Here is a 14,320-nt window from a genome sequence, read left to right on the forward strand (position 1 = left end):
TTCACACGGATGGTCGAACGAATCGATCCTCGTAAAGGATGGCGAACTGGTTCATAGCCGCCTTCCAGTCATGAGCAGCACGCCCCCAATCGGCGGTGATGTTGCGCAGTGCCAGCCAGATGAGCTTGGTGGCAGCCTCATCGGTCGGGAAGTGTCCTCGAGTCTTGATGATCTTGCGCAGCTGCGAGTTGATGTTCTCGATGGCGTTCGTAGTGTATATAACCTTGCGAACCGCCGGCGGAAACGCGAAGAACGGAATCACACGATCCCAGGCGTTGCGCCATGCCGCACTGACTGTCGGGAATTTCTGGCCCCATGGCCCTGCGGCAAAGGCGTCGAGTTCTGCCTGAGCCGCCTCCGCACTCGGTGCGCAGTAGATTGGGCGAATCACTGCGGCTAATCCTCGACGGTCTTTCCAGCTGGCGTAATCGAGGCTGTTGCGGATCAGGTGAACGATGCAGGTCTGCAGCGTGGTCGCCGGAAACACGGCAGCCAGCGCCTCGGGCATGCCTTTGAGGCCGTCGGTCACGGCGATTAGGATGTCGTGAACGCCACGTGTCTTGAGATCGTTGAACACCTTCATCCAGAACTTGGCGCCTTCGGTGCCTTCGATCCACAAGCCTAGAATATCGCGCGTGCCGTCGGGCAGAACGCCCAGCGCAAGGTAGATCGCCTTGTTGCGCACCACGGCGTCTTCGCGAATCTTGACCCGCAGCGCGTCAAAGAACACCACCGGATACATCGGCTCGAGCGGCCGCGCTTGCCAGGCGGTCACTTCGGCCATGACCTCGTCGGTGACCGAGCTGATGAAATCGGGCGAAACCTCGGTACCGTATTGCTCTTGCAAAAATCCCTGAATCTCACGCACGGTCATGCCCCGGGCGTACATGGCGACGATCTTGTCGTCGAAGCCCGTGAAGCGTCGTTCGTGTTTGGGAATCAGCAGCGGTTCGAAGCTGCCGTCGCGGTCACGAGGCACCTCGATACGGATCGGGCCGTCCTCGGTCAGCACCGTCTTGGCGCCCGTGCCATTGCGCTGATTGGTTACGGCGCTCGGCTTGGCCGCGCCAGGCGGGTAGCCCAGATGATGACTCATCTCACCGCCCAGTGCTCGCTCGATCAGCGCCTTCTTGAGGGCCATCGTTGCGGCGTTGATCGCTTCGGCCGTCATCGGACCGCTGCCGAATTGCTCAAGCAACGCGGCGGGAATCGCCGGCAGGTCTATCGGTTTGGCTTTCGGTTTGCGAGGCATATAGTCTCCTTCGGAGCATCATATGCCTTGAACACGAAATTGCTGACAGGCCCCTGCGAGAGATCCGCAGAGCGCTTCTAGTCGATCTAGCGCCGATCAACCATGTTCTCAAAGCGGCATGCAAAGACTGCGCAGACGCGGCTTGAGGAAACGCCCCGGCAGTTGCCATCCGGCCGTTGCAACGCCGCTCCGCCTATTCTTCTGTCACCACTCGCCTTCAAAGGTCATCCGTCCGCCGCTCCTAGAAACCGGACTCGTCGTGGGGAGCGATTTCCATCACTGTCTGAACGCCACTTCGTGTCGTTCAGAGACGTTCGCGTCGTGCCAGAACCGCCATTCGCGGTCGCGTGCCAATCCTGACGTCGGGATGAACGCGACAGCGAGATTGGGAACCTTATCACCATGGCGCGATGGTCGGTTCAAACTCAGGTTCCGCATACCGCGTGGTTGCTGATGCCAGCTTCCCGGGAAGTTGACATCGCTCCTCGCGACTCTGGGCTCGGTGACAATGCGGTGACTGGACGTGCTCCGGCGGCCCAGAATTGACGCGTAATATATTGGACTGGCTTTGCTTGGGCGATCGCCCGAGCACGATATCGCTTTGCTGGCGTTCGACAAATTCTCCAAGACTCCCACATGCGTATCCCTCCGCTCAAGGCGATCATCGCGTTCGAAAGCGTCGCCCGGACCAAAAGCGTCAACCGAGCGGCGGAAGAGCTCGGCCTGACCGCGTCCGCCGTCAGTCACCAGCTCAGCAACCTCGAAGCGCAGATCGGTCAACCGCTGTTTCAGCGCTCGGGGCGAGGCCTCGTCCTCACGCCGACCGGCGAACGCTACCTGGCCGACGTCACCGGCTCGCTGGCCGACCTCAGCCGCGCGACCGAGCGCGCGTCGAGCCGCACCGAAGTCGATATCCTGCGCGTGCATTCGAGCCCGAGCTTCGGGCTGATGTGGCTGCTGCCGCGGCTGTCGTCGTTTCAGGAGGCGAACGGCGATATCCAGCTGAACCTCGCGTGCTCGTACGAAAACGTGTCGTTCTCGAACGGCTTCTACGATATCGACGTCCGGCACGGCTATGGCAACTGGGACAACCTCGAGGTGAAGACGGTGCGCGGCGAGTTCATCGCGCCGCTCGCGTCACCGCGGTACCTCGAGCAACATCCGGTGCACGCACCGGAAGACCTGCTCGCCCATCGTCTGATCTATTCCGAAACGCCGCTGGTCCAGTGGAAGCAGTGGTTCGGTCGCACCGGCGTGCCGCTGGCGGCGCAGAAAACCTTCGACTTCTCGTTCGACCGCTCGTACATGTCGCTCGAAACCGCCGCGCTCGGCCTCGGCATCGCGCTCGAAAGCCTGATGCTCGCGTCGGTGAAGATCCGTCAAGGGCTGCTGGTGCCGGTGTTCGGCGAGCGCCATGCGGTCGAAGTCGGTGCTCATCATCTCGTTTACCCGCGGCAGAACGCGGAATTGCCGCGCGTGAAGCGCTTCCTGGCGTGGATCGAGCGGGAAGTCGCCGCTCATCGGCAAGCGGGTTGACCGCGTCATCCGGCGGCACGCCCCGCGATATTGCGCTGCAGCACCGGCTATTCGCCGTCATCTGAAATTTTCTCAACTATGGCTGAGCGTTTCCGCGTTGATGCGGGTGTCCGGTAAGCCGACACTCCGGACAACACATCAACACAGGAGACAAGCGATGTTGCTCGACAACAGGACCATCATCGTGACCGGCGCCGCATCGCCACGCGGAATCGGCAAGGCAACGGCCCGCGCGCTGGCCGCGCACGGCGCACGGGTGGCGATCCTCGACCTTCGCCGCGACGACGCGGAAGCGGCCGCCGCCGAACTGGGCGCCGGCCATCTCGGCCTCGCCTGCGACGTAACCGACCGCGACGCGTGCGCGGCGGCAGCCCGCGTCGCGCTTGAGCACTTCGGCCGCATCGACGGCCTCGTGAACAACGCCGGCATCACGCAGCCGGTGCGCACGCTGGAGATCTCGGCGCGCGACTTCGATGCGATCGTCGACGTGAACCTGCGCGGCACGCTGTACATGTCGCAAGCGGTGCTACCCGCGATGAAAGAGCAGCGCGGCGGCAGCATCGTCTGCATGTCGTCGGTGTCCGCGCAACGCGGCGGCGGCATCTTCGGCGGGCCGCACTATAGCGCCGCCAAGGCCGGCGTGCTCGGCCTCGCGAAGGCGATGGCGCGCGAATTCGGCGCCGACCGGGTCCGCGTCAATTCGATCACGCCGGGCCTGATCCAGACCGACATCACCGGCGACAAGCTGACGCCCGACATGCGCGAGGACATCATCAAGGGCATTCCCCTCGGCCGGCTCGGCGAGGCCGCCGACGTCGCGCATGCGTGCCTGTTCCTGCTGAGCGACCTGTCGAGCTACCTGACGGGCATCACGCTCGACGTCAACGGCGGGATGCTGATTCACTGAGAACGGCGCCGCCCGATGCGCGGCGCCGACCATCATGCACCCGGGACAACCCGGGGCCATGGCAGGAGACAAGGATGAGAGCAAAGTACCCCGCACCGCCCGTCGAGGGCGAGATGCTGCAACGGGACGACGCGCGGACGTTCGAAGCGGCCACCTACGCGAAGGTCGCGCGACGGCTGATCCCGTTCCTGATGTTGTGCTACCTCGGCGCGTATCTCGACCGCGTCAACGTCGGCTTCGCGAAACTGCAGATGCTCAACGACCTGCGCTTCAGCGAGACGGTCTACGGGATGGGCGCCGGCATCTTCTTCCTCGGCTATTTCCTGTTCGAGGTGCCGAGCAACCTGATCCTGCATCGCGTCGGCGCGCGCCGCTGGCTCGCGCGCATCATGCTGACCTGGGCGGTGATCTCGGCGAGCTTCGTGTTCGTCAAGTCGCCCACCGCGTTCTACGTGCTGCGATTTCTGCTCGGCGTCGCCGAAGCCGGCTTCGCGCCGGGCGTGATCCTGTACCTCACGTACTGGTTCCCGTCGGCGCGGCGCGCGAAGGCGCTGTCGCTGTTCTTCATGGCGATTCCGCTCGCCGGGATCATCGGCGGGCCGCTGTCGGGCGCGATCATGCATTCGCTGCACGGCGCGATGTCGATGGCCGGCTGGAAGTGGCTGTTCCTGCTCGAGGCGCTGCCGTCGTTCGTGCTGGGTTTCGCGATCCTGCTGTATCTCGACGACGGCATCGCCGGCGCGAAATGGCTGACCGACGCCGAAAAAGCCTTGCTCGCGCGCAACGTGTCGGCCGACGCCGCGCACACCACCGCCCACCTGTCGATTCGGACCTTCGTCGCGGACCGCCGGCTGTGGCTGATGGCCGCGATCTACTTCTGCGTGGTGCTCGGGCAGTACGGCCTTACGTTCTGGCTGCCGACGATCATTCGCAAGGCGGGCGTGGCCGATCCGCTGTGGGTCGGCCTGTTCACCGCGATTCCGTATGCGTGCGCGATCGTCGCGCTGCCGCTGATCGGCATCAGCGCGGATCGTCGCCGCGAGCGACGCTTCCATCTCGCGGTGCCGATGCTGGTCGCGGCGGCGGGCTTCGCCACGTTGCCGATGCTCGGCAGCGTCGGCGCGTCGATCGTGTGCCTGAGCATCGCGTCCGCCGGCATCCTCGCGTCGTCGTCGCAGTTCTGGTCGCTGCCGACCGCGTTGCTGGGCGGGATGTCGGCGGCGGCGGGCATCGCCGCGGTCAACTGCTTCGCGAACCTCGCGGGCTTCTTCTCGCCGGCGATCGTCGGCTGGCTGAACGACCTGACCGGCAAGTCCACCGCGGGGCTCGTGTTCATCTCCGTCGCGATCACGGCCGGCGCGCTGCTGGTGTTCCTCGTGCCCCGATCCGTGAACCGCTGATCACCGCTGATTCATTTGCATTCCTTCCGACCCGATACTGGAGTGATCGATGGAAACCGAAACCGTCCATGAAGCGGTCACGCTCGCCGAGCGCGCGTACCGTATCCGAAGAAACGCCGTGCTGATGGGCGAAGTGCAGGGGCAGGGCTATGTCGGCCAGGCACTCGACATCGCCGACGTGCTGGCCGTCGCCTATTTCGGCGCGATGCGCTATCGCGCCGACGATCCCGACTGGGAAGGGCGCGACCGCTTCCTGCTGTCGAACGGGCACTACGCGATCGCGCTGTACGCGGCGCTGTTCGAAGCCGGCATCCTGCCGGCCGCGGAACTCGAAACCTATGGCAGCGACGACAGTCGCTTGCCGATGTCCGGCATGGCCAGCTACACGCCCGGCATGGAAATGTCCGGCGGCTCGCTCGGGCAGGGGCTGACGATCGCGGTCGGCCGGTGTCTCGGCCTGAAGCGCAAGGGCTCCGATGCGTTCGTCTATACGCTGTTCTCCGACGGCGAGCTCGACGAAGGCGCGATCTGGGAAGGGCTGATGTCGGCCGCGCACTGGAAGCTCGACAACCTGATCGCGATCGTCGACGTGAACAACCAGCAGGCCGACGGCCCGTCGACGCAGGTCATGGCGTTCGAGCCGCTGGTCGACAAGCTCGAGGCGTTCGGCTGGTACGTGCAACGGGTGGACGGCAACGACATCGACGCGGTGAAACGTGCGTTCGACGATGCGCGCCGGCACGACGCGCCGCAGCCGCGCATCATCGTCTGCGACACGAAGATGGGGTGCGGCGTGCCGTTCCTCGAAGCACGCGAGAAGAGCCATTTCATTCGCGTCGATGCGCACGAGTGGCAACTCGCGCTCGACGCACTCGAAGCAGGGAGACACGCATGAGCACCGCCGACAACAAGCCGCGCCTGAAGACGTCGGCGATGATCGCCTCCATCGCCGCGGAAGGGCAGGCGACCCGCTCCGCGCCGTTCGGCCATGCGCTGACCGAACTCGCCCGCACCAACGCCAACGTGATCGGCATGACAGCCGATCTCGGCAAGTACACCGACCTGCACATCTTCGCGAAGGCGTTCCCGGAGCGGTACTACCAGATGGGGATGGCCGAGCAACTGCTGATGGGGGCCGCCGCCGGCTTCGCGCACGAAGGCGCGCAGCCGTTCGTCACGACCTATGCGGTGTTTGCGACGCGCCGCGCGTACGACTTCATTCATCAGGCGATCGCCGAGGACAATCTCGACGTGAAGCTGATCTGCGCATTGCCGGGGCTCACGACCGGCTACGGGCCGAGCCACCAGGCCGCCGAGGACCTCGCGCTGATGCGTGCGATGCCGAACATGACGGTGATCGACCCGTGCGACGCGCTGGACATCGAGCAGATGGTGCCGGCGATTGCGGCGCACAAGGGGCCGGTGTACGCGCGCCTGCTGCGCGGCAACGTGCCGGCCGTGCTCGACGAGTACGACTACCGGTTCGAGCTCGGCAAGGCCAAGCTGCTGCGCGACGGCAACGATGTGCTGCTGATCTCGTCCGGGATCATGACGATGCGTGCGCTCGAGGTGGCGAAGGCGCTCGAAGCCGATCGCGTCGATGTCGCCGTGCTGCACGTGCCGACGATCAAGCCGCTCGACACGGCGACCATCGTCCGCGAGGCCGCGCGCAAGGGGCGCATGGTAATCGTCGCGGAGAACCATACGGTGATTGGCGGGCTTGGCGAAGCGGTCGCAACGGCGTTGCTCGGGGCTGGTGTCGTCGTACCGTTCCGCCAGATCGCGCTGCCGGATGCGTATCTCGCCGCGGGTGCGTTGCCGACGTTGCACGACCGCTACGGGATCTCGACCGGAGCGATGCGCGCGAATATCAGGTCCTGGCTCGGATGACGAATCGGAAGCGCGGGCGTGCCGGGTGAATGGCATCTCGCGCGGCGACGTGGTTGTGGCGGTCTTCCGGATCCTGCCGTATGCGCTCAAGCAAGCCGGCGGTTCGCTCGGGAGCGTCGATACGAACTGACATCGACGGCCGGCAGGATGCATTGCCGCGCGTGCCGGACCACGCAGGAACGGCGTGTCCGTTGCGCCCGTGGAAGGACCGGAGTCTGGGCGAGAGGCAGACGTGCGCCGCGCAAGAGTTGCGGCACGTCGGCTATCGCCCGGATATCGGCTCACGGTACGATTGGTCACAGAATTCCGCCGCGGGTCAGCGTGAGCACGTCCCGCAAATGAAGCTCATCATATCGACCTTGCGCCTGCTGCCCAGCGTGCAGGAAAATCTGCCGCACATAGGGCAGGTTCGCAGCAGCGAGCGTCGAACGTGGCCAACCCGTGAATATGGAATGGGTCTTCGGCAATCATTTTCTCGATATCCCGTGGTTGGCCCGCATACGCCAGTACGAAGCCGCCGTTCTCTTCATGCAGCGGACCCGCGGCAAGGATATTTCCCGCCTGAGCGTATCTGACGAGCCATGCCTTGTGAGCATCGAGATGCGCCTGGATCTCTTCAATCGGACGGACGTAGCCGAGCTTGATGGCAAACAGCATAAGCGACCTCTGTTACTGGACGGTTTGCGCACCGGACGTGCGCGAGTTGACGAGTATCTCGGTCAGGGACGCCCTGGCGAGTGCGATGCCCTGGTCCCGGACGATTTGACCTTTCGACGCCCCCTCCGCCCGTACGAACCGGACGTCGGTGATCCCCAGGAAACCGAAGAACGCCTTCAGATAGCCTTCCTGAAAGTCCATGTGCGCGAGCGGTGTCTCCGCGTAAAACCCGCCGCGCGCAGAGGCTACGATTACCCGCTTGCCGCTCGCCAGGCCGACCGGGCCGCTTTCGGTATACCGGAACGTGCGCCCCGCCTGTGCCACACGATCGAGCCATGCCTTCAACTGGCTCGGTACCGAAAAGTTGTACATTGGCGCACCGATGACAATGACGTCGCTCGCCAGAAACTCTGTGACGAGTACTTCGGATAGCCGATGTTCGTGTGCGGTGTTGGTGTCAAAAGCACCGACGTCGATCTGGCGAAATCCGGCTGCGATCGGACCGGTGAGATGCCGGATTTCGTCGCCGACGAGATCACGGTACGTCACCTGCGCTGATTGATGCTGCGCCCGGAGACCAGCTACCACGACCGCGGACAGTTCTCGCGTGATGGAGCTGCTGCCGAGTATGCTCGAATCGAGATGAAGGATGTTCATTGAAGCCTCGCTGTCAGGGGAGGAGTGAAGCGCGTCGAAACGTGCTGGAATTCATTGCGATGCCTTCCGGGCGGCTAGGTCGATCAGCTTCGCGACCTCGTCCGGGTGAGACAGCATCGACATGTGGCTGGAGCGAATCGATGTGACGGTTGCGCCGATGTTCTGTGCAATTGCTTGCTGTACGGCGGGCTTCAGCGCATTGTCGTTGGTGGTTCGCAGATACCAGACAGGCTTGTCGTGCCATGCCGCGTGCTGGATCTTCCCGGTGAAGCAGGCCGCCGCGACAGGCTGCTGGACCGATGTCAGGACTCGAGCCTGCTCAAGCGGAATGTCTGCCGCCATGACGTGCTGAAATGCGCGTGCATCGTCGAGCCAGATCAGCCCCTGGGCGTCCGGTGTGAGGCCGGTCATTGGCGCGTTGAGGCGTTGTAGAAGGTCGGCGACGGACTCGCCGTTGTCCGGTACCAGCGCGGACAGGTAGACCAGGCCTTTCACATTGGCAGCATTGCCTGCTTGCGTGATGACCGCGCCGGCCCAGGAATGGCCCACCAGCAGTACGTCGCCGGTTTGCCGATGCAAGACGCTCTCGGTGGCGGCAACGTCGTCTGCCAGCGAAGTGAGCGGGTTTTGCACGGCAGTGACTCGGTAACCCATGCGTTGCAGCCTGACGATCACCGGGCTCCAGCTCGATCCATCCGCAAAGGCACCATGCACGAGGACAATGTTGCGCACAGCCGGCGCCGCAGTCGCTGCCGCATGAGCCGTTGTCAGCGTCGCCGTGAAGGCTACGGCAGCAACCAGCCGGCTGAACCATGCGGACCGACGGCGCGCGCATCTCTGAAAGAGCGAGACCGGACAGTTGTGAAGGAATGGGAATTTCATGTGAAAGCGAATCGTTGAGGGGACGTGTCAAATCTATCTGACTTCAGTGAACCGTTGCAGGTGGCAAACCCGCCAACATTCATGCAAAATTCGCCAACCCTCCCTGAGACACGGAGCGCGCCGTGCGCATAGGAATCGTTGCAGTCGAAGGCAGCCTGCTCTCCGCCATTAGCGGCCTTGCCGACCTGTTCTGGATGACGGAGCAGGCGTTACGCGCACCGCCTGCCGAAGCGTCATATGACCTGCCCGGCCGAGCCCTCCCAACCTTCGAGACCATCATCGCAAGCGCGGATGGAAAGGCCCGGTGCGACCCGCAGGGCCGGTTGATTCCGGTCGACGCTTCGTTTCGGGAATTGACGCATTGCGACGTGGCGCTTGTCACAGGCATGGCGCTGGGGCCGGACCGGCTCCCTCCTGTATCCGCATCGATCAGCCACGCGGCAACGTGGCTGCAAGCGCGCCATCAGGCCGGTGCTTTGGTGGGTGCTGCGTGTGCAGGTACCTTCGTGCTGGGAGAGGCCGGATTGCTGAACGGCAGGCGTTGTACGACCACTTGGTGGCTCCACCATGCGTTCAGGCAGCGGTTTCCCAAGGCATGCGCGGTTTGGGGCACTGCAGTGGAAGAGCAGGATCGGATCGTGACGACAGGCGGTCCGCTGTCCTGGGTGGATCTGGCCTTGCACGTGATCAGAAGCGAGGCAGGGCCCGATGTGGCCCGTCTCGCGGCAGATATCTCCGTGGCCGACAGCTTGCCGCTGCCGCAACTGGTTTATGCGCCCCGCGGGTTCGTCAATGCCACCGACCCGCTGCTTCTGCAAGCAGAGCAGATCGTTCGCCATGCTAGCCCCGGATTGTCCGCTGAAGCGCTGGCGAGCGCGCTAAGTCTTAGCGAACGAACACTGCATCGGCGGCTGAAGGGCTTGACCAACGAGTCACCCAAAGGGTTCATTACCCGCGTGCGGATCGAAATGGCCTGCATGTTGCTCGAGCGGCCTGGAGCAAGCATTAAGCAAGTCGCATCGCAATGCGGCTACAGCGACGAAACATCATTCCGACGGGCCTTCGGTCAACTCACCGGTATGACGCCGGCCGACTACAGGCGCTGGGCGAATGGGCGAAACCCAAGACGTTTGCGCCCCTCGCACGATAGCAGCCTGGGTCGGGAATGACGCTGCAGCAGAGGGCCCTGATCGCGGCATTTCGCTGCACTTACGTGCAACGTTGATCCACTATGTCGACGCGCGGGCCTATCGCGCGGCCGCGCGTTGACTTTGTCTTGCCCCGGTTCAACATGGCGGTTCGGCAATGGACCGCCGACAGGACATCGTGCATCAGCAAAACTCTGGCAGTTTTTGCAGATGCGTTGTCATCTTCCACAAATTCATGCTGGCTGGATGTCGATAAAGTACGCATCACGCAGACGCTTCAAAGCACCGACGTGCCGGGTTCCCGTGCTTCGACCCGGTAGTGAACAAGCGTTGTGCGATGTCGATGGCCGCAATGCGTCATGAACCCATGATGCAGCGCTTCGAGCGCTGCTCAGCACCATCGACGGATTGCCGAGAGATCGACCGTAAGGTCGGGTCAGATTGGGGAGTCAATCATCATGAAACTTGTCATTTCGAAAGTCGCAAAGGCAATCGTGTCCGCGTGCGCCATTCAGAGGGCCGACGTCATGGTCTGCAATTCGGCGGGACAGCAGATCCCGTACGTCATGTTGTTCACCATGTATGGCTTCGTCTGAGCGCGGCGCCACGGCCTCACAAGGAAGGAGATTCTCATGCGCACGACAATTGCAGCGATACTCTGGTTCGTCACGTGCATCCCGTTTGCCGCGAGCGCCGGTGTAGTCGATGCGGGCTGCGCCGCGGCCGTGGTCACGAGCGGAAAGACGCGCGCCGAAGTGCGGGTCGAACTCGTTCAGGCAGAACGCGACGGCTGGATTTCGACTCACTCGCCCAGGCAGCGGACCTATCCGCCCGATATGGCGCAGGCTCGCCGGAATCGGGATGTCCGCGATGCAGGCGCGGTGGCGACGCCATCCTTGCAGGCGTCGAACCAGCAGCCTTGAACAATGACCCTGGCGTCCGCATGCTGGCGCTGCAATATCGCTGCATCGTCATGTAGGCTCCAGGGCGAGCCACGCTCAGAACTTATGTCGTATAGCGAGCCGATAAACCATCTGGTGGTTATTCGACGAATCTCCGGAGCCGCCGATGTTGGCGACGGCTGGCGCGCCCGTCGACGATGTGCCCGAAGCGCGCTGCCAGCCGCCGGAGAAGTACACGTCGGTACGCTTCGACAGCAGATAATCCAGCGTGAACGCCACCTGATTGTAGTGCTGGTTGCCGACGGCATTGCCTTGTGCCGTCGTGACGCTCCGCGCGTTCATGTAGTCGTACGCGACGCCGACGAAAAAGACCGGCGTGACACGGTAGTTCAACCCGATGTCGTAGTTGTTGAAGACGGCGGTACCGTTCATGAACCCCGCACCGAGATTGGCGTATTGAACGTTCGAATACGATGCGCTGATCGTCGCGTTTCCGATCGTGTAGGCCGCCGCGATGACGGCGTCCTGATAGGCCTGCGCGACCTGATAGGCCGAGTTCAGAGAGGAGGCGAGTAGATTGAAGCCGCTTGCATAGTTGGTGAACCATCCGTTGCCTGGCGTCGAGGTCGGGTGTTTGAAGTAATCGAACGCCGCGCCGATCTGAAGCGGACCGTGTGTGTAACCGACTCCAAGCGAATAGCCCGACATCGACGTGAAGTCGCCGGGTACGCCGCCAAGGCTATATTCGACGCCAAAGGAGAAGCCGCGGAAGTCCGGGCTCATGTAGCGCACGGAGTTGTTGAATCGCACGCTGTTGCTGGTGTTGTCGAAATCTCCCGGATGCGCGCTCGGCAGGTCGCCAACCGCCGCGGATCCGGCAAGAAACTCGGGGAAATACCACACCATGTCGTACTGACGGCCGGCGGTGAGAGAGCCGTAAGTGTCGCTGCTCAGTCCGACGAAAGCCTGCCGGCCGAACGCCGTGCCGCCCTGGGCAAACTGTCCGTTGTTCACGTTGATGCCGGACTCGAGCGTAAAAATCGCCTTGAGACCGCCACCCAGGTCTTCCTTGCCGGTCAGCCCCCAGCGGCTGCCGTCGATGCCGTCCAGCGAGTCCATGTAGACGGCTTTGCCGCCGCCTACGTTGGTCTGGTAATGAATGCCGTTGTCGATCTCGCCATAGAGTGTGACGCTGCTCTGGCTATGCGCGACGGAACTGGCCAGCCCCACGAGCGAGCCGACAATGATTTCGATTTTTTTGGTTTTCATGAGATCTCCGCAATCAAAAGGCCATACAAAAGAACGGTTCACTTGACGTTCATCGATTCAGCGAGCGGTACCGGTCAGGCCGAAAAGGATTTCTTCAGGCCGTTCTTCGTCAGGCCATAGCAAGCGCCCATCAGCGCCACGCAAGCCGCTGCAATGAGGATTGGCGCGGCTGCCACGCGAAACATCGCGTCGACGCTCCAGTTGTTCGCGTACAGGACGCCCGCGAGGTAAGTGCCGCCCGCGGCGCCGAGCCGACCGAATCCGTAGGCCCACGCGACGCCCGGGGCGCGCAATTCCGGGCTATAGAACAGCGTGCACAACGCGATCGCGCAGGTTTGTCCGCCGCTGATGCAAAAGCCGCAAAAGAAGATCGTCGTGAGTAAAGCGAGATGCGATGAGCCGATCGCGATGGAGATTGCGTACATCGACACGGCGCCGCCGACGTAGACCGCGGACAGAATTCTGTAAGGGCTCGTGCGATCCATGATGGGTCCCATCAGCAGACTGGCCACCATGCCGCCGATGATCACGGTGATGGTCGCCCAGACCACGAGCGCGGGTGGGAACGAGATGGACGCGAGAACGGTCGGCAGCCAGCTCTGCAGAAAATAGAACGCGGCCAGGTTGATGGCGAATACGGCCCACAGCAGGAATGTCCCCACGCGGAATTGTGCGGAGAACAACCCGAGCACACTTGCGTCTGCCGGCTTCTCTTCGTGAGTGACCAGTTCGCTGTCCGCTTGCAGCGTGAAATCGGGAAAGAGGCGCTTGGTTGCACGAAGCAATTCACCGGGCTGCGCGTTCGCCGACAGGTAGGCCACGGATTCCGGCAGCAGCGGGACGAGCAACACCGTCAAGCCGACTGCCGCGAGCCCGCCCAGCCACAGTGGGCCTTCCCAGCCGAACCGCGGGATCAACGCGCTGCTGCAGATGCCCGCGAAGATGAACCCCAGCGCATATCCCATGTAGACGAGAATGACGAAAGTCGCGCGGGTTCTCTTCGGGCTGAATTCCGAAACGAGGCCCACCGCGCAAGGCGTGGCCGCTCCGAGCCCGATGCCGGTGAGGAACCTCAAGGCGATCAGCTGCGGCACGCTGGTGGCAAAGACGGTCAGGACGGTGAACAGGCCGAAAGCAGCGGTTGCCACGAAAGCGATCTTCTTCGTGCCGAAGCGTCGGGTCGCGAACGGAATGCCGAAATTGCCGATCAGCAACCCGAAGAACACCGCTGAAAAAATCGCGCCGAATACCGCCTTGGGCAGTTGCCATTCTTTCGCGAGAACGGGCACGATGAAGCTGATGACCTGGGTGTCGAAGCCGTCGAAAAGCATCAGCAGCGCGCAGAAGGCGACGATGAAATACTGCCTCCTGCCGATTCTGCGACTGTCGATGATGTCGTAGACGTTGATTTTCCGTATTTCCACATCGTTCTCCTCGCGTTAAAAGAAAAGGTTTTACTTCGGGTATTGCATTTTCTTGCCGGGTTAAAGGTGGTGGCGCGAATGGGCGAGCATTCGGTGCCATTAAAATGGGATTGAAGAATCGACGATTAATGCGACGAATACTTGATTAATTTACGAAGCTGATTGTTGATGCAAATGCGGCGGCCCGGCGGATTCGATCGACGACCGTGCCGTCCCGTCCCGAACGGGGCAAGCGCCATGCACAATGGTGCGGCGCCATCGTCCGTTCGGTATTGGTGTGAAAAAACTGTCTCGCTTGATTTATTATTCCGTCGCTCCGTATTTCATTGCGTTTGAAGAAATCCGGGGCGCCGGGATCGTGAAGTCATCTTGATTGCACGGAGAAATATTGCCGCA

At 62.7% G+C, this 14,320-nt stretch carries 13 protein-coding genes; 7 read left to right on the plus strand and 6 right to left on the minus strand.

The window, feature by feature from the left end; genetic code table 11:
- Position 1: 1 nt before the first annotated feature.
- The gene (locus PQB87_RS23440) at positions 2-1,252 is read right to left on the minus strand and encodes an IS256 family transposase (protein ID WP_489242314.1); all 1,251 of its coding nucleotides are present in this window, start codon (positions 1,250-1,252) and stop codon (positions 2-4) included.
- 636 nt (positions 1,253-1,888) lie between these two features.
- Between PQB87_RS23440 and PQB87_RS23445 the strand changes: the two genes are divergently transcribed.
- The 5 genes from PQB87_RS23445 (at position 1,889) to PQB87_RS23465 (ending at position 6,985) form a co-directional block, all read left to right on the plus strand.
- Positions 1,889-2,788, plus strand: coding sequence for a LysR substrate-binding domain-containing protein (locus tag PQB87_RS23445; protein ID WP_111940745.1), 900 nt, complete (start codon positions 1,889-1,891; stop codon positions 2,786-2,788).
- 157 nt (positions 2,789-2,945) lie between these two features.
- Complete coding sequence (locus PQB87_RS23450; RefSeq protein WP_111940747.1) at positions 2,946-3,695, plus strand: SDR family NAD(P)-dependent oxidoreductase; 750 nt, start codon at positions 2,946-2,948, stop codon at positions 3,693-3,695.
- A gap of 74 nt (positions 3,696-3,769) precedes the next feature.
- A complete protein-coding gene (locus tag PQB87_RS23455) occupies positions 3,770-5,095 on the plus strand; it encodes an MFS transporter (protein WP_011549819.1) in 1,326 nt (441 codons plus the stop codon).
- A 49-nt stretch (positions 5,096-5,144) separates the two neighbouring features.
- Positions 5,145-5,990, plus strand: a complete 846-nt coding sequence (locus PQB87_RS23460) for a transketolase (protein WP_012336786.1) — start codon at positions 5,145-5,147, stop codon at positions 5,988-5,990.
- On the plus strand, positions 5,987-6,985 hold the full coding sequence (locus tag PQB87_RS23465) for a transketolase family protein (RefSeq protein WP_233344078.1): 999 nt from the start codon (positions 5,987-5,989) through the stop codon (positions 6,983-6,985). Before PQB87_RS23460 ends, PQB87_RS23465 begins: the two co-directional genes overlap by 4 nt.
- A 348-nt stretch (positions 6,986-7,333) precedes the next feature.
- Here PQB87_RS23465 and PQB87_RS23470 read toward each other — a convergent pair whose 3' ends face one another.
- Genes PQB87_RS23470 through PQB87_RS23480 form a run of 3 tightly spaced genes read right to left on the minus strand, consistent with a single transcriptional unit; the run spans position 7,334 to position 9,181 of the window.
- Positions 7,334-7,642 carry a YciI family protein gene (locus PQB87_RS23470; RefSeq protein ID WP_111940751.1) on the minus strand — a complete coding sequence of 103 codons (309 nt, stop codon included), beginning with the start codon at positions 7,640-7,642 and terminating at the stop codon, positions 7,334-7,336.
- A gap of 12 nt (positions 7,643-7,654) precedes the next feature.
- Positions 7,655-8,299 carry an FMN-dependent NADH-azoreductase gene (locus PQB87_RS23475; protein WP_111940753.1) on the minus strand — a complete coding sequence of 215 codons (645 nt, stop codon included), beginning with the start codon at positions 8,297-8,299 and terminating at the stop codon, positions 7,655-7,657.
- A gap of 51 nt (positions 8,300-8,350) precedes the next feature.
- Positions 8,351-9,181: an alpha/beta fold hydrolase gene (locus PQB87_RS23480; RefSeq protein ID WP_111940755.1), complete on the minus strand. Its 831-nt coding sequence runs from the start codon at positions 9,179-9,181 to the stop codon at positions 8,351-8,353.
- A gap of 122 nt (positions 9,182-9,303) precedes the next feature.
- Here PQB87_RS23480 and PQB87_RS23485 point away from each other — a divergent pair, with 122 nt between their 5' ends.
- Both PQB87_RS23485 and PQB87_RS23490 read left to right on the plus strand, forming a co-directional pair.
- Complete coding sequence (locus PQB87_RS23485; protein WP_111940757.1) at positions 9,304-10,350, plus strand: GlxA family transcriptional regulator; 1,047 nt, start codon at positions 9,304-9,306, stop codon at positions 10,348-10,350.
- 611 nt (positions 10,351-10,961) lie between these two features.
- Positions 10,962-11,252, plus strand: coding sequence for a DUF4148 domain-containing protein (locus tag PQB87_RS23490; protein ID WP_081064731.1), 291 nt, complete (start codon positions 10,962-10,964; stop codon positions 11,250-11,252).
- Positions 11,253-11,327: 75 nt separating this feature from the next.
- On the opposite strand, the gene PQB87_RS23495 is transcribed toward PQB87_RS23490, so the two are convergent.
- Positions 11,328-12,500, minus strand: coding sequence for a porin (locus tag PQB87_RS23495; RefSeq protein ID WP_011548543.1), 1,173 nt, complete (start codon positions 12,498-12,500; stop codon positions 11,328-11,330).
- Positions 12,501-12,574: 74 nt separating this feature from the next.
- Positions 12,575-13,924 carry an MFS transporter gene (locus PQB87_RS23500; RefSeq protein WP_059686293.1) on the minus strand — a complete coding sequence of 450 codons (1,350 nt, stop codon included), beginning with the start codon at positions 13,922-13,924 and terminating at the stop codon, positions 12,575-12,577.
- Between the last annotated feature and the right edge of the window lie 396 nt (positions 13,925-14,320).

The sequence above is a fragment of the Burkholderia sp. KL41 genome (assembly GCF_057005415.2).

What these genes read in the sequence shown, in the direction of transcription:
- PQB87_RS23440 (WP_489242314.1), bottom strand. Translation starts at nt 1,252, where the DNA reads ATGCCTCGCAAACCGAAAGCCAAACCGATAGACCTGCCGGCGATTCCC.
- PQB87_RS23445 (WP_111940745.1), top strand. Translation starts at nt 1,889, where the DNA reads ATGCGTATCCCTCCGCTCAAGGCGATCATCGCGTTCGAAAGCGTCGCC.
- PQB87_RS23450 (WP_111940747.1), top strand. Translation starts at nt 2,946, where the DNA reads ATGTTGCTCGACAACAGGACCATCATCGTGACCGGCGCCGCATCGCCA.
- PQB87_RS23455 (WP_011549819.1), top strand. Translation starts at nt 3,770, where the DNA reads ATGAGAGCAAAGTACCCCGCACCGCCCGTCGAGGGCGAGATGCTGCAA.
- PQB87_RS23460 (WP_012336786.1), top strand. Translation starts at nt 5,145, where the DNA reads ATGGAAACCGAAACCGTCCATGAAGCGGTCACGCTCGCCGAGCGCGCG.
- PQB87_RS23465 (WP_233344078.1), top strand. Translation starts at nt 5,987, where the DNA reads ATGAGCACCGCCGACAACAAGCCGCGCCTGAAGACGTCGGCGATGATC.
- PQB87_RS23470 (WP_111940751.1), bottom strand. Translation starts at nt 7,642, where the DNA reads ATGCTGTTTGCCATCAAGCTCGGCTACGTCCGTCCGATTGAAGAGATC.
- PQB87_RS23475 (WP_111940753.1), bottom strand. Translation starts at nt 8,299, where the DNA reads ATGAACATCCTTCATCTCGATTCGAGCATACTCGGCAGCAGCTCCATC.
- PQB87_RS23480 (WP_111940755.1), bottom strand. Translation starts at nt 9,181, where the DNA reads ATGAAATTCCCATTCCTTCACAACTGTCCGGTCTCGCTCTTTCAGAGA.
- PQB87_RS23490 (WP_081064731.1), top strand. Translation starts at nt 10,962, where the DNA reads ATGCGCACGACAATTGCAGCGATACTCTGGTTCGTCACGTGCATCCCG.
- PQB87_RS23495 (WP_011548543.1), bottom strand. Translation starts at nt 12,500, where the DNA reads ATGAAAACCAAAAAAATCGAAATCATTGTCGGCTCGCTCGTGGGGCTG.